Origin of the sequence: Roseinatronobacter domitianus, assembly GCF_023336755.1 — a bacterium.
Lineage (GTDB): Bacteria > Pseudomonadota > Alphaproteobacteria > Rhodobacterales > Rhodobacteraceae > Roseinatronobacter > Roseinatronobacter domitianus.
On record NZ_JALZWP010000005.1, the window covers coordinates 176,001 to 189,866 of the forward strand.

Here is a 13,866-nt window from a genome sequence, read left to right on the forward strand (position 1 = left end):
TGGTTTATCCCATCAGGCCGGGGTTCAGCATTCCGCGCGGATCGAACTTGGTGCGCAAACCTTGCGCAAGAGCGGCTATCGGGGCGGGTTCCGGCTGAAAGACCGGGATATCCGCCCCGCCCCCACGAACCCGTGTCGCGTGGCCCGCGATAGGACCAAGCTGCGCGCGCAGATCGGTACCTTCGGGGACCAGTGCCCAGATCAATCCGCCGCCCCAATCCATTTGCACGGGCGCTGAAATTTTCGCCACCAGCGCGGGCGCATCCGATGGTTTAACAGACACCCGCCACACATCGCCGCTCTGGCCCGCGAAGGCTGTCACATCGCGGATATCGCGCCAGAATGCTGTGCTCTTCGCGCCGTCCAGAACCTCCCAGTCGCCGCCCAAAGCCTCTGCCAGCGCGGTCTTGCGGTAAGTGATCTGCTCGGCAAACCCCTCTATGCGCAGGCATACCCGGCCAGATATGTCGCGGGCGGCGGCGTTCACCTCATAAGGCGTGCCAAGTGCTGCCGACATGACCCGCACGGCCGCCTCTGGCGTCATTACGTCGCTGACCAGCGTTGCATGTGTTTCGGGCACCGGCAGCAGCTTGAAACTGCACTCAGACAGCACGCCCAGCGTGCCCCATGACCCGGCCATCAGCTTGACCAGATCATAACCGGTCACGTTCTTCATCACACGCCCGCCATTCTTGACCACGCGCCCTTGCCCATCGACAAAGCGCACCCCGATCAGGCTGTCACGGCATGCGCCGACAATCACCCGTCGCGGGCCAGAGGCATTGGCCGCCACCATGCCGCCTATGGTGGGTTCGCCCTCGGTGCCAAGCAGCGCCCGCATATCCATCGGCTCGAACGGCAAACGTTGGTTTTCAGCCGCCAGCGCCGCCTTGACCTCGGCCAAGGGCGTGCCCGAAGCTGCTACCAGCGTCAGCGCACCCGGCTCGTAAAGCGAGATGCCCGCCAGCCCCCCGGTTTCCAGAACCGTGCCGACGCTCGGCGCCCCAAGGCTTCGGGTGCCGCCGCCGCGGATGCGCAAGGGGCCGGATGCCGCGCGCACGATCTCTGACAATTCCGTTTCACTGGCAGGGCGCATGGGCGACCCTCCTTCTCAGGCTATGTGTTTCATCCTTGCCCCAAATATCCTGGGGGTGAATGGGCGCGATAGCGTCCAGAGGGGGCAAAGCCCCTTCAAAGCCTGTCGCGCAACAGTGGGAACCGGTTTTGCGCGACATGACATGCGTTCTCGCGCTATGCCGCGCGCCGCGTGGCGCTGGCCTCTAGCGGAAAGACCTTGGCCGGGTTCAGCAACCAGTCCGGGTCGAACACGTCCTTGACGGCCATTTGTGCGTCCAGATCATCGGGCGCGAATTGCACGTTCATCAGGTCGCGCTTTTCAATCCCCACACCATGCTCGCCGGTCAGGCAGCCGCCGACCTCGACGCACAGCTTCAGGATTTCGGCGCCAAAAGCTTCGCACAATTCCAGATCACCCGGCTTGTTCGCATCATACAGGATCAGCGGGTGCATATTGCCATCGCCTGCGTGGAAAACATTGGCCACGCCCAGGCCAAATTCGTCTGACATCTCGCCAATACGCTTTAGCACATAAGGCAGGCTGGATACCGGGATCGTGCCATCAAGGCACATGTAATCGGCAATCTGCCCCATCGCGCCAAAAGCGGATTTGCGGCCCAGCCAGATTTTCTTGCTTTCCTCGTCCGACTGACTTTCGCGCAGTTCGACCGGGTTATGCCGCCGGGCGATTTGTTTGATAAGCCCAAGCTGTTCGTCAATCTCGGCATCCGATCCTTCGACCTCGACAATCAGCAGCGCCTCGCAATCGGGGTAGCCGGCTTTGGCGAAATCCTCGGTGGCGCGAATGCAGGGACGGTCCATGAATTCGATCGCAACAGGCAGCACGCCCGCCTTGATAATGTCGGACACGCAAGCGCCCGCCACCTCGTTGCTGTCGAACCCCATCAGCACGGGGCGCGCGCCTTCGGGCTTGGGCAGGATACGCAGCGTCGCTTCGGTCACGACGCCCAACTGGCCTTCCGACCCGCAGATCAGGCCCAGCAGGTCATAGCCGGCCGCGTCCAGATGCGCGCCGCCCAGTTCAATCACCTCGCCCGCCATAGTGACCAGCGTCACGCCCAGCAGGTTGTTCGTGGTCACGCCATATTTCAGGCAATGCGCGCCGCCCGAATTCATCGCGATATTCCCCGCGATAGCGCAGGCAAGCTGGCTGCTTGGGTCTGGCGCGTAGAAGAATCCGTCGCCTTCCACCTCGCCCGTGACGGCCAGGTTGGTGATACCGCTTTGCACGCGGATGACGCGGTCTGCATAGCTAACGTCCAGCACATCGCGCAGGCGCGCCACACCCAGAATAACCGAATCCTCAGTCGGCAACGCGCCGCCCGCCAGCGAGGTGCCCGACCCGCGCGGCACGACCGGCACGCCCTCTGCGTGGCAGATTTTCATGATGGCCGCGACCTGTTCGGTGCTGTCGGGTAGCACCACCGCCATAGGCAAGCAGCGATAGGCAGTCAGCGCGTCACATTCATAGGCGCGGCGTTCAGCCTCGTCCGAGATCAGAGCTTCGGTCGGCAACTCTGCCGCAAGGCGTGCAATGACACGGTCGCGTTTCGACAGAATCGCTGCATTGGGGGTAGGCATGTCCATCATCGGTCCTCCCAGCCGGTATTGGTAAAATATTATTACCAATTTTGCAAAAAGCAAGCAAAACCTTCACTCCGGTTTGCGCATAACAAAGTCTATCAAGGCCGACATACCGGAATGCCCGGTGCCTTCCGTGATCTCGCGGTCATAGCTGCGGCACCGCAAAATCTGCCAATCGGGAAACGCCGCGCGCAGCATGTCTTCGGTATACAGATTTTCCACCGCGCTCGGCCCACCCGTGCCGTAGGCAAGTTGTTCAGGCCGGTAACCGTGCAGAAACATGATTCCGCCGGGGCGCAGGCAGGCCGCCATGCGCCGGAACATCTCTGTGCGCGCATCCGGGCCGACGAATTGGATGAAAATGCCCGCCACCAAGTCGAACGCGCCCGTCCATGCTTTGGGCCACTCGGCCAGCAGATCGGCCTGAACGAACTGAACGGCAACGCCCCGCGCCTCTGCCAGCGCGCGCGCCTTGTCCAGCGCGGAGGGGGCATAATCCGCCGCCGTCACATGCAGCCCGCATTCTGCCATAAAGACCGAATTGCGTCCCTCTCCATCGGCCACCGCCAAGGCAGTCGCGCCCGGCGTCAGCAGATCAGCATGATCGCGCAGAGCCTGCGCAGGTTCCGTCCCGAACAGGTAATCTGGCGTTGCGAAACGGTCTTCCCACATAGTGCCCCCTTTGCATTATGCTCGCCAGCATGGCGAAACACCGCAAAAAGGCAACGCCTGCCTTAAACCCCATCAGGTTTCGATCATGACGTTCCAAGCGGATCTGAGGCGCACGCCATGCGCAGAGCGATGATAGCCGCTACACCGACAATTCCGACGCCCTTTGTCGAAGAACATATTTTTGTATTTTCCCGGTCGAGGTCCGTGGGATTGCCTCGAAAACGAATTTTCTTGGCACCTTGTAGGACGCCAGATGTTCACGGCACCAATTGTGCAGAGTGATCTCGTCTGTGACCTGTCCATAATTGAGCTCTACAAAGGCGCAAGGTGTCTCGCCCCATGTCGCATGCGGCATGGCCACCACCGCCGCAACAGCGACCGCCGGGTGCCGGTAGAGCGCCTCTTCCACCTCGATGGAGGAGATATTCTCTCCTCCGGAAATAATGATATCCTTTGAGCGGTCCTTAAGCTGGATATAGCCATCAGGATGAAGCACACCCAGATCACCGGAATGAAACCAGCCATCGGCAAGGGCCTTCTGCGTGGCCTCTGGATTGCGGAAATAGCCTTTCATCACCACATTGCCGCGAAACATGACCTCGCCAATGGTTTCGCCATCGGCTGGAACAGGCTTCATCGTGTCCGGGTCAAGGACGGTCAAATTCTCCAGCGGCAAATACCGCACACCTTGGCGGGCCTTCAAGCGGGCCTGCTCTGCGCCGGGCAAGGCCGACCAGTCCCCATGCCATTCATTCACGACCGCCGGGCCATAGGTCTCTGTCAGCCCATAAAGATGAGTCACATCGAACCCCGCCGCATCCATGCTGGCCAGCAGCGTTTCGGGGGGTGGGGCGGCGGCGGTGAAAAACTGCACCCTGCGATCAAGATGGCGCTTCTCATCCTCTGGCGCGCTTTCGATCAGCGACATCACGATGGGCGCCCCGCAAAGATGCGTCACGCCTTCTTCGGCCAAAGCGCGCCAGATTGGCGCCGCGCGGACCTGACGCAAACAGACATGGGTGCCGATGATGGCCGACAATGTCCAAGGGAAACACCAGCCATTGCAGTGAAACATCGGCAGCGTCCACAGATAGACACTGTGCTTGGCCATGGATGTGGTCAAGGCATTGCCCTGCGCCAAAAGATACGCGCCGCGATGGTGCGACACCACGCCTTTCGGGTCGCCCGTTGTGCCGGACGTGTAGTTGATGGAAATCGCGTCCCATTCATCTTCGGGCATGAGCCATGCGAAGTCAGGGTCACCAGACGCGACGAACGCGTCGTAATCCTCGGCCCCTGCCATGGCACCCGGGCCGCTATATTCGGGATCGTCGTATTGGATGACCAGCGGCGTGACCTTGGCCAGCGCAAGCGCCTCGGCCATGAGTGGCGCGAATTCGCGGTCAGTGATGACGATCTTCGCCATCGCATGATCCAGTTGAAACGCGATGGTGCCTGCGTCCAGCCGTGTATTGATCGAATGCAACACCGCACCGCACATCGGCACGCCATAATGACATTCCAGCATGGCGGGGGTGTTGGCCAACATTACCGAAACCGTATCGCCACGCCCCATCCCCTGCCCTGCCAGCGCCGAGGCCAGTTGTCGCGCGCGGCTGTAGAAATCTGCATAGCTGCGCCGCAATCCGCCATGCACAATTGCAACATGCGCGGGAAAGACGCTGGCGGCGCGTTCCAGAAACCCAAGCGGCGTCAGCGGTTGGTGGTTTGCCGGGGTGCGATCAAGCCCGATATTATAGGGGTTCGGGGACATGGTCAGCGATCCTGCCACTGGGGTGCGCGTTTTTCAATGAAAGCGCCGATGCCCTCGGCGGCATCATGGGTCAGCATATTGTCGACCATCACCTGACTGGCATAGTCATACGCCTCTGCCAAAGGCATTTCGCGCTGTGCGTAGAAGGCGCGTTTTCCGGTGGCCAGCGTCATCGTGGATTTCGATGCGATCTTGCGGGCCATCTCCGTTGTCGTGGCTGTCAGCTCGTCATCCGGGACAGCGTAATTCACCAGCCCGATCTCTGCGGCGCGGGCGGCTGCGGTCATGTCCCCGGTCAACAGCATTTCCATGGCGTGCTTGTTCGACGTGTTGCGCGACAAGGCCACCATCGGGGTCGAGCAGAACAGACCGATATGCACGCCCGGTGTGCCAAACCTTGCGCTATTCGCTGCAATGGCCAGATCGCAGCTTGCCACCAACTGACAACCAGCAGCCGTGGCGACACCCGTGACTTCGGCAATCACGGGCTTGGGGCAATTGACAATGCCCTGCATGACACCAGAGCATTGTGCCATGACTTTGGCGAAATAGGCGCGGCCAAGGTCAGGGGCGGCCCGCCCTGCGGTCATTTCCTTCAGGTCGTGCCCCGCGCAAAAGGCAGGGCCATTGGCGGCCAGCACGATCACCCGCACCGCGCTGTCCTCGCCGGCCTGTGTGAATGCCCGGCCCAGTTCCGACAGCATCGCCTCGGACAAGGCATTGCGGCGGGCGACATCGTTCAGGGTCAGGCGCAAGATGCCGTCGGCTGAAAGCGCGCGCAGCAAGATATCTGTTTCAGAAGTCATAGGCGCGGCCCTCTGCGATGTTCAGTTAACATTAATTTCGACACTCTCTGCCAGCGTGTTGGCAATGAAACAGTAGCGATGCGCCCTGTCGTGCATTTCAGTCAGTTGGTCATCACCGACATCAAAGCCAGTGTCGAAGCGCACAACCGGGTTCAGGTCGATCCGCGTGACCGACATTTGCCCTTTCGGATTCTTGCCCAGATGGGCCTCGGCGTAATCATGGTAGCTGGCAACGGGCCAGCCCGCCTTGGCGCATAGCGCAAGAAAGGTCATCATATGGCAACTGGACAGCGCCGCCGCGAGAGCCTGCTCTGGGTTGGTATGGTCTGGGTCGCCGCCCCAATCAGGGGCGGCGTCCACTTGCAGCTCATGGCTGCTGTTATAGGTCACGGAATGCGCGTTAGAGAACTTTCCCGTTTCAAGGCCGCGCTCGGCGCGTTGCCAGTGCAGTTCGATCGCAAGAGCGGACATCAATGCCGCTCTTACGCCGAAACCTGAGCGGCATCTGCCGCGCCAGTCGCCGCAAGGCTTTTACGCGGATCAAAGAACGGACGCTCGACAACGGTGGCTGTGGTCTCGCCGGTGTGGGTGAACACCTGTAGGTTGGTGCCAAGCTCTGCGGCTTCGACCGCGACCATGGCAAGCGCGATGTTTTTCTTCAGGCGCGGCGAGTAGACCGCCGATGTGACCTGACCCACGGTGTTGCCGTCATGGCTGACATTCCAAAAGCTCGTGTTCGGCCCCGGCAACGCATCACCGTCAATGATCAGCCCAACCTGTTTGCGCGTGATCCCGTTGTCACGAATACGCTGTAGGGCGAATTTACCGATGAAATCGGCCTCCATGTCCAGACTGACAAGCCGATCAAGCCCAAGCTCGAACGGGTTGGTGTGGATGTCGGCATCCGCATGGTAGGACAACATTCCCCCTTCGATCCGACGAATGCTGGATGTGTGGCCGGGCTTCAGCCCGAACGCGACACCAACAGCCATGATCCGTTCCCAAAGCGCATCGCCATAAGCAGAGTCGCGTAAATAGATCTCATACCCCAACTCGCTTGACCAACCTGTGCGCGACACGACCAAAGGAATGCCGTCCAGTTCCAATTCGCGGAACCAGTAATAGCGCAAGTCCAGAATCTCATCGCCGAACAACGCCTGCATGATCTCGCCAGATTTCGGGCCTTGCAGTTGTAAGGGCGACACATCCGGCTCGGAAATCGAGACCTGCATGCCAGAATGCACTGCGACACCTTGGGCCCAGAGCAAAATATCGCTGTCGGCCAGTGACAGCCAGAACTGGTTTTCAGCCAGTTTCAGCAGGATCGGGTCATTCAGGATACCGCCTTCGGCATTGGTAATCAGGACATATTTGCATTGACCAACAGCCATTTTCGACAGGTCGCGCGGCGTAAGCATCTGAACGAAACGCGCGGCATCTGGTCCGGTAATTTCAACCTGCCGTTCAACAGCCACATCACACAGAATGGCGGCATTCACGAGGTTCCAGAAATTCTGCTCGGGGTCCCCAAAGTCGCGCGGGATATACATATGATTATAAACCGAAAACCCCTGCGCGCCCCAGCGCACCGTCGCGTCGAAATATGGTGATTTGCGGATCTGCGTGCCAAATCCGAAGTCTTGCATCGTATTCATCGTATCCACCCTTATCTGCGACGTTGGCCTTGGCCGGTGCCGCGGTTCCTCCTGCGCAAGGTGATACCGCCACTGGCGCATAAGAATGGACCGAAACCACACCATTTATGGACTGCTCGGGCTTGGATTTTGACGAAAACAGACCGTTTGGACTGGCAACGCTATCGCAGGCGATAGGCGGCCAATTTCGCAAGGTTCGGCTGCTCGGCCTTAATCAGGCGGGTCGCGAAATAGGTCATGTAGCGATCAATCGCCAAATCCGCCGCAAGCAAGCCCTCCATCACATCCTGAAAGGTTGCAAGGCTGGGGGTGACAACGGTCATCACGTAGTCAAGACCGCCTCCGGTCGCGACGCAATTGATGATTTCATCTATCGATTTGATATAGGTCTCGAACCTGTCGAAATCGGTTTTCCGATGCGAATTCAAGGAAACGGTCACGACCACACGAGTTGCATCCAGAACTCGGTCCAAGGCGATATCTGCGTGGTATCCGCGAATATAGCCCGCAGCGCGCAGCCGTGCCAAGCGTGCCCAGCATGGGGTCGGCGAGAGGTTCACGATTTCGGCCAGCTTGATCTTGCTTAGCTGCCCATGACGCTGAACAGCGCTCAGGATGCGAATATCAGTCGGATCAAGCCCCTGCCGTTCGCGCATATATCACCACTCCGCAGACTGACTTTACGCGAGTCGCTTCAAAAACCACGATATTTGTTGGCGCGAAGATAAGAGAGCGCAGAGCTATGACACAGCGGGTTTGCGACGCATTAGGCCGCTACAGCGTCAAATTGTGGTAACGCCCCACCCCAGTCACGCGGCTTTATACTGAACTTGGGATTGCGGGAATTCGCACCGCGAAACCATGCGGTTAGACGGGTGTCATGAGCAAGCCCAAACCGGCCCGCTACCGCAGGACACACTGGTCGGCTGACAACGCCGCACTTCGGAAGCGGTGGCTGGGCTGGCTCGCTCCGGGCTATTCGACCCTGTGAACCCTGAATGTGCAGATCCCCTATCGCCCCGCCGACGAGCTGCGGAACCTGCTGGTGGATCGCACCGGTATCAAGTTCCTCGGCGGCAGGAAATGCCTGTGTTTAAACATGATGGTCGGTTCCGCCGCCAATGGCGCAAGGTCCATCTGACCATAGAGGCGGCCAACCGAATATCCGGGCGGTGGGGTTTACCGCCAGCGACCGCGCCGAAACCAGGATCCGGTGTCGCAAGTTCGTCGGAGAGCGAAGCGACGCGACCACCAAAGCGATCACGCAAAGCAGCCACAAACCGCGCGCAGGGTTGCCCAGCAAAAGCCGGTCAGTCAGAGCTCCTCAAATCACGCGGCTCAGAAACGTGCCCCGATGGAGCGCGGCAAGACACAGGCCGAGCACTGCGGCACCGGCCCCAAGCGCATGGGCTGCAAGGATCAATGCAAATGGCAAGCTGATGCGCGATGGTGCGGACATGTCAGCTATGCGCCAGCCGTTGGCCAGAAAACTCTGGCCGCTGGGTGCCTTTCAAGGCCACGCGCAATGTCGCAATTGCCGCTGTCGTGCCATCGATCAGCGGCACATTGACCTGTGATTGCAGACGGGCGGCCAAACCGGCCAGCGGCCCGCCACCCAAGACAATGCTGCTGACCCGATCCTCGCGTGCAGATTTCTGGCATAGTGCCAATAATTGCGGCGCAAGCTCGTGCTGTATCTCGCCAGGGTCATCCCACGTTGCGCCCTCGACCATGTGCATGGCAACCAGGCGATCAGCATGCCCATAGCCAAGAGCCGTCTTGCGCAGGGCTTCTGCCATTGTCGGCGCGAAAGACACGATCGACATGCGTGGCCCCAGAACCGAGGCCATTGCATAGGCCGATTGCGCAATACCCACCACTGGCACATCTGTCTGAGCGCGCACTGTGTCCAGCCCAGTGTCGCCGAACGACGCGAGGATCACCCCATCAACACGGTGCCGCCATGCGCCCAGGGTCTTGGTCACGGCACGCTCGGCGGCTTCAGCATCTTGAGGGGTGACGATCAGATCAGGAGCACCTATCGCGCGAATGGCGGTGATCGTCTCTCCCGGCTCGCAAACCGCTTGCGCGGCTTCATTGATCCGCGCCGTGACTGTCGCAGAAGAATTTGGGTTAATGATAAGAAGTCTCATGCCTTACCCCAAAATAATCGATGGTAGCCACAGCGCGATGGCCGGGAAAATATTGACCAGTATCAGCGCCACCAGCATCGCCCCGATGAACAAAAGCAGAGGCGGAATGATCTTGCCGATGGATATTTTGGCAATCGAGCAGGTGATTAGCACCACCGAGGCGACTGGCGGCGTTTGCTGACCGATGCCCAGATTGAGCGTAATGATCAGCCCGAAATGCACCCGGTCAATACCCAGTTGGTCGGCCAGCGGTAGGAATATTGGCACCAGCATCAGGATGGCCGGTGTGCCATGCACAATCGTGCCTGCCAGCAGAAAGAACACGTTGATCGCCAAGAGCACAACCCAGTAGTTTTCGGAAATGCCAAGGATTGCATTGGCAATATCCTGCGGGATGCGTTGGTTGGTCAGATACCAGCCCAAGAGCGTCGATGTCGCGACAATGAACATCAGCATGGCCGAGCGTTTGCCTGCGATGCGCAGCGTGTCGATGAAACTTTTCCAACTGAGCGTGCGGTAAATTACGGTGGCCATGACCAAGGACCAAAGCGCCGCCACAGCACCTGCTTCGGTCGCCGTAAAGATGCCGCCCAGAATACCAAACAAGATGAGGATCGGCAGCGTCAGCGGCAGCGCAGCATCCTTGCCTGTGTCCAGCACGCGGGCAAAACTGAACGCGCCCTCGGTCGGGAATCCTTTGTAAACCGCAATCACATAGGCGGTCATCAGCAGCAGAGCGCAAACAAGGAATCCGGGCAGTATGCCCGCCGCGAACAATTCCGCAATCGAAGCATTGGCGACATAGGCATAGAGGATCAGGTTCAGCGACGGCGGCACGATGATGGCCATGGTTGCCGAGGTCGAGGTAACAGCCGCCGCAAAAGCCGCCGAATAGCCGCGCTTTTTCATCTGCGGGATCATCACAGACCCGATGGCGGCAGCATCCGAAGTGGCGGTGCCTGATATCTCGGAAAAGAACAGCGATGTCAGAATATTGACATGTGCCAAACCGCCCCGAATGTGACCCACCAAGGACGAGGCGAACGCGATCAGCTTTTCCGCGATCTTGCCTTGATTCATCACCTCGCCCGCGATCATGAACAAAAGGGCCGCGACCAGCAGGTAATTATTGGCACCGCCGAACGGGATCAGCCCGATGATCATCGGCACGACCGCCGGGTCGAGGAAGATCATCACAGCCGCGGTAATGCCCAGCACGAAAGCAATCGGCACTCCCATCAGCAAAAGACCAATCAGCAGGGTCAGGATCATGTAGCCGGGTTCAAGAAACATCAGCCGTCTCCTTCGGGCAGCAATTCGCCGGGGTTGATGCGGCCCATCACAAGGCCCACGAAACGGACAAGGCAGATCAGCACGATCAGTGCCCCGCCCAGCGGGACCGCCCCCCGGAACAGGACAAGCGGCAAATCGACCGAAATCAGCGACCGCCCCATGAAACTGGTTGCCGCCAAACCGCCAAACCAGAACAACGTCGCACCAAATGCTGCCATCAAAAGCTGATTGATGCAGGCGATGATACGTTGCATGCCAAGGTTCAGGCTGCGGGCAAAGGAATCGAAGCCAAGATGTTCATTGGTTCGCGTCAGATAAGCCGCGCCAATAAAGGTAAGCATGGCCAGAATATGCGCTGGCAGTTCTTCACCCCATGACACGGAACTGTTCAGCACGAAACGCGAAAACACGGCATAGTTCAGCAAGACCAGCAGGATGCCAGCCACGGTCACAGTAAACAGATCCAAAGCACGGCACATACCCCGGTCGAGCCACAGCACGACGACACCAAGACGGTCCATCCTGTCCTCCTGACGGAACAAAAAGGGAAGCGCGGCCCGGCTCTGATCGGCAGGGCCGCGCGTTGGATCACTCCAGACCAAGCACATCGCGCGTAACCGCGATCATCTCTGCGCCGATTGCATCAGTGAAGAGCGGGTCATCGTAAAGTGGCAGGGCCGCGGCTTGAAAGGCTTCAAAATCAATCTCGTTGATGGCGATCTTGCTGGTCAGTTCTTCCAGAACGCGGGCATCGGTCTCGTCGCCCCAGTTGAAAGTCCACGGTGCGGTATCTGCCGCAATGCGCAGCACGGTGTCACGCACGTCTTCGGTTTGGGCGTTCAACCACGGCTCACCAAACAGCATGAAGGTGGGCAGGTAGACATGGTTTGACAGCGACATGTAGTCCTGCACCTCATACAAGCGCGCGCTCTCGGCCACCTGCGCAGGGTTCTCCTGCCCGTCGATCACACCCTGATCCAGACCGGAATAGACCTCGCCAAACGAAAGCGGAGTCGCGTTCGCGCCCAAGGTGTTAAACATGGCAACCCGCTGGCGCGAGGTGGGCGTGCGGATTTTAAGACCTTCCAGATCGGCAGGGGTGACAATTGGGCGGACATTATTGGTGATTACGCGGAACCCGTTATCCCAAAGTGCCGACAGCACGATTCCGCGCCCCTCGAACCCTTCTGCCAACAGATCAAACGCAGGCGAGGCTGCAAATTCCTGAACCTTGGCGCGGTTCTCGAACAAATACGGTAGGTCGAATACAGCCGCGCGCGGGTTGATCTGGACGACGGCCGAAGCCGAAAGTGAAGCGTGATGCGTACCAAAACCAAGCCCTTGCAACACATCTTCTTCAGAGCCAAGCGTATTGCCCATGAAAATCTGGACATCCATTTCTGGCAACTCTGCCTCCACCCGTTCTTTGAATTCGGTTAGAAAGGCATGAGCGAAGCTGCCATCGGGCAAAGACGAGTTGATTTGCAGCACCTGTGCCTGTGCCAGCGCGGGCAGAAACATGGCAACGGATGCAAAAACTGCGGTTTTCCGGATTGTGAAAGACATGGTGATACCTCTGTTGTCGGTTTTTCGAACAGCCTGCTGTGGGCAAGGAAACGGTAGTAATTTTTCTCTTCATAGCTTCATGAAAAACTTTTTTCAGCACGAATTTTTCTTGCTCACCCTGTGAAAGCAGGTGTTTTTTGTGCAAAATGACAAAAAGTGCCTAGAGCGCAGGCGTTCTGAAAGCGCTGCCCTCAGATTTCATCCATCGAATCATGCAGCGCCTCGATGGCTAGCAAACGCTTACGCCCAGCCGATCCGGATCGCTCCAGGACGCGGGTGGCAAGAATATGGCACAGGGTCAACACAGCTGCGTGGTTGAAGAGGGGGCCAGGGGCCGCTGTTTGAACACGCAGTCGCCATTTCGGCGACAATTCCGTCTCTATGGGGGGCACATCACGACCGGTTTGCGGCAGAACGTCGCTGATCAAAGCCGCGCGCGCGGAGGTATTGCGCAATTCGCGGCACACAGCCGGTAACTGGCGCACAGTCCGTCGCAACGCAAACACAATCACCACATCTCCTGTTCGGATGCTGGTCAGGCTCTCAGCCAATGTCTGCCCTGCTATTGGCAATTCAGTGACATTCGGGATCGTCTGCCCGATCTGAGCACCCAGATAGGCTGCGAAGGCTCTTGCCGTTCGAAACCCAATGATCCAGACTCGATCTGCATGCAGGATCGCATCAGCCAGATCGTCAATTTCGGCCAGCGAAATGGCGGCAAAACTGTTTTCGACATTCTGACGGCCTTGGGTGATCTGCGCCATGAGAGCTGCATCTGGCCCTTGACCACTAGCAGAAACCCGGAACACTGCTGCACCTGTCTGCTGATTCGCGCGTGCCGCCTGCCGAGCCTGGTCAAAGTTTTCATAACCCAAGCGGCGCACAAAACGCGTAACCGTAGCATTCGATACATTTGCCAGTTGCGCCAGTTCCGTGGCGGAATAACTGGCTATCTCACCCGGAAAGGACAAAATTGTGTCTGCCAGCCGTCGTTCGCTTGGGTGCAGCGTTGGCAGTGCCCCCCTGATGCGGGCAATATAGGATCCGGTCATGGCAGATGTCATGCGCCTAGTTAGCCGAGTTTTCAGCGAATTGACCAGCGATTTGGTGAATCACGCAGCATGCACTCAGCTACCACTTGGTGGGACTCAGGAAGCGCCGATCTGGTTCTAACAGGTTGCTGAAATAGTCCTGCCTCGACAGCGGTTTGCGAACATGATTCACCCTTGGCACGATAACGGCGGGGGTGAAGATGCGCGGGGCGG

The 13,866-nt window shown here is 58.9% G+C and carries 14 protein-coding genes and 1 pseudogene; 1 reads left to right on the forward strand and 14 read right to left on the reverse strand.

The features are described from left to right. Positions 1-4: 4 nt before the first annotated feature. From M3N55_RS07300 to M3N55_RS07335, 8 genes are all read right to left on the reverse strand, one after another. Complete coding sequence (locus M3N55_RS07300; RefSeq protein ID WP_249057861.1) at positions 5-1,096, reverse strand: FAD-binding protein; 1,092 nt, start codon at positions 1,094-1,096, stop codon at positions 5-7. 155 nt (positions 1,097-1,251) lie between these two features. Continuing rightward, positions 1,252-2,685 (reverse strand): FAD-linked oxidase C-terminal domain-containing protein, encoded by a 1,434-nt coding sequence (locus M3N55_RS07305; protein ID WP_249057890.1) that lies wholly within the window; start codon positions 2,683-2,685, stop codon positions 1,252-1,254. 66 nt (positions 2,686-2,751) lie between these two features. After that, positions 2,752-3,354, reverse strand: a complete 603-nt coding sequence (locus M3N55_RS07310) for an SAM-dependent methyltransferase (protein ID WP_249057862.1) — start codon at positions 3,352-3,354, stop codon at positions 2,752-2,754. Between the two features lie 139 nt (positions 3,355-3,493). Further along, positions 3,494-5,128 (reverse strand): acyl-CoA synthetase, encoded by a 1,635-nt coding sequence (locus M3N55_RS07315; RefSeq protein ID WP_249057863.1) that lies wholly within the window; start codon positions 5,126-5,128, stop codon positions 3,494-3,496. 2 nt (positions 5,129-5,130) lie between these two features. Continuing rightward, positions 5,131-5,934, reverse strand: coding sequence for an enoyl-CoA hydratase (locus M3N55_RS07320; RefSeq protein WP_249057864.1), 804 nt, complete (start codon positions 5,932-5,934; stop codon positions 5,131-5,133). 21 nt (positions 5,935-5,955) lie between these two features. Further along, positions 5,956-6,405, reverse strand: a complete 450-nt coding sequence (locus tag M3N55_RS07325) for an OsmC family protein (RefSeq protein WP_249057865.1) — start codon at positions 6,403-6,405, stop codon at positions 5,956-5,958. Between the two features lie 11 nt (positions 6,406-6,416). After that, the gene (locus M3N55_RS07330; RefSeq protein WP_249057866.1) at positions 6,417-7,589 is read right to left on the reverse strand and encodes a glycine cleavage T C-terminal barrel domain-containing protein; all 1,173 of its coding nucleotides are present in this window, start codon (positions 7,587-7,589) and stop codon (positions 6,417-6,419) included. 161 nt (positions 7,590-7,750) lie between these two features. Next, positions 7,751-8,245 (reverse strand): Lrp/AsnC family transcriptional regulator, encoded by a 495-nt coding sequence (locus tag M3N55_RS07335; protein ID WP_249057867.1) that lies wholly within the window; start codon positions 8,243-8,245, stop codon positions 7,751-7,753. Between the two features lie 224 nt (positions 8,246-8,469). Here M3N55_RS07335 and M3N55_RS07340 point away from each other — a divergent pair. Then, positions 8,470-8,779, forward strand: a pseudogene (locus M3N55_RS07340) (IS5/IS1182 family transposase); the annotation flags it as partial. 134 nt (positions 8,780-8,913) lie between these two features. On the opposite strand, the gene M3N55_RS16705 reads toward M3N55_RS07340, so the two are convergent. The 6 genes from M3N55_RS16705 to M3N55_RS07365 form a co-directional block, all read right to left on the reverse strand. Next, on the reverse strand, positions 8,914-9,048 hold the full coding sequence (locus M3N55_RS16705; protein ID WP_283163914.1) for a hypothetical protein: 135 nt from the start codon (positions 9,046-9,048) through the stop codon (positions 8,914-8,916). Between the two features lies 1 nt (position 9,049). Then, positions 9,050-9,742 (reverse strand): aspartate/glutamate racemase family protein, encoded by a 693-nt coding sequence (locus M3N55_RS07345; protein ID WP_249057868.1) that lies wholly within the window; start codon positions 9,740-9,742, stop codon positions 9,050-9,052. A gap of 3 nt (positions 9,743-9,745) precedes the next feature. Then, positions 9,746-11,035, reverse strand: a complete 1,290-nt coding sequence (locus M3N55_RS07350; protein WP_249057869.1) for a TRAP transporter large permease — start codon at positions 11,033-11,035, stop codon at positions 9,746-9,748. After that, entirely contained in the window at positions 11,035-11,556 is a 522-nt protein-coding gene (locus M3N55_RS07355; protein WP_249057870.1) for a TRAP transporter small permease, read from the reverse strand. Before M3N55_RS07355 ends, M3N55_RS07350 begins: the two co-directional genes overlap by 1 nt. Before the next feature lie 67 nt (positions 11,557-11,623). Next, the gene (locus M3N55_RS07360) at positions 11,624-12,601 is read right to left on the reverse strand and encodes a TRAP transporter substrate-binding protein (RefSeq protein ID WP_249057871.1); all 978 of its coding nucleotides are present in this window, start codon (positions 12,599-12,601) and stop codon (positions 11,624-11,626) included. Between the two features lie 191 nt (positions 12,602-12,792). Further along, a complete protein-coding gene (locus tag M3N55_RS07365; RefSeq protein WP_249057872.1) occupies positions 12,793-13,653 on the reverse strand; it encodes a MurR/RpiR family transcriptional regulator in 861 nt (286 codons plus the stop codon). Between the last annotated feature and the right edge of the window lie 213 nt (positions 13,654-13,866).

Excerpts from the sequence above, each read along its gene's own strand:
- M3N55_RS07300 (WP_249057861.1), bottom strand. The coding sequence starts at position 1,096 with ATGCGCCCTGCCAGTGAAACGGAATTGTCAGAGATCGTGCGCGCGGCA.
- M3N55_RS07305 (WP_249057890.1), bottom strand. The coding sequence starts at position 2,685 with ATGGACATGCCTACCCCCAATGCAGCGATTCTGTCGAAACGCGACCGT.
- M3N55_RS07310 (WP_249057862.1), bottom strand. The coding sequence starts at position 3,354 with ATGTGGGAAGACCGTTTCGCAACGCCAGATTACCTGTTCGGGACGGAA.
- M3N55_RS07315 (WP_249057863.1), bottom strand. The coding sequence starts at position 5,128 with ATGTCCCCGAACCCCTATAATATCGGGCTTGATCGCACCCCGGCAAAC.
- M3N55_RS07320 (WP_249057864.1), bottom strand. The coding sequence starts at position 5,934 with ATGACTTCTGAAACAGATATCTTGCTGCGCGCGCTTTCAGCCGACGGC.
- M3N55_RS07325 (WP_249057865.1), bottom strand. The coding sequence starts at position 6,405 with ATGTCCGCTCTTGCGATCGAACTGCACTGGCAACGCGCCGAGCGCGGC.
- M3N55_RS07330 (WP_249057866.1), bottom strand. The coding sequence starts at position 7,589 with ATGAATACGATGCAAGACTTCGGATTTGGCACGCAGATCCGCAAATCA.
- M3N55_RS07335 (WP_249057867.1), bottom strand. The coding sequence starts at position 8,245 with ATGCGCGAACGGCAGGGGCTTGATCCGACTGATATTCGCATCCTGAGC.
- M3N55_RS16705 (WP_283163914.1), bottom strand. The coding sequence starts at position 9,048 with ATGTCCGCACCATCGCGCATCAGCTTGCCATTTGCATTGATCCTTGCA.
- M3N55_RS07345 (WP_249057868.1), bottom strand. The coding sequence starts at position 9,742 with ATGAGACTTCTTATCATTAACCCAAATTCTTCTGCGACAGTCACGGCG.
- M3N55_RS07350 (WP_249057869.1), bottom strand. The coding sequence starts at position 11,035 with ATGTTTCTTGAACCCGGCTACATGATCCTGACCCTGCTGATTGGTCTT.
- M3N55_RS07355 (WP_249057870.1), bottom strand. The coding sequence starts at position 11,556 with ATGGACCGTCTTGGTGTCGTCGTGCTGTGGCTCGACCGGGGTATGTGC.
- M3N55_RS07360 (WP_249057871.1), bottom strand. The coding sequence starts at position 12,601 with ATGTCTTTCACAATCCGGAAAACCGCAGTTTTTGCATCCGTTGCCATG.
- M3N55_RS07365 (WP_249057872.1), bottom strand. The coding sequence starts at position 13,653 with ATGACCGGATCCTATATTGCCCGCATCAGGGGGGCACTGCCAACGCTG.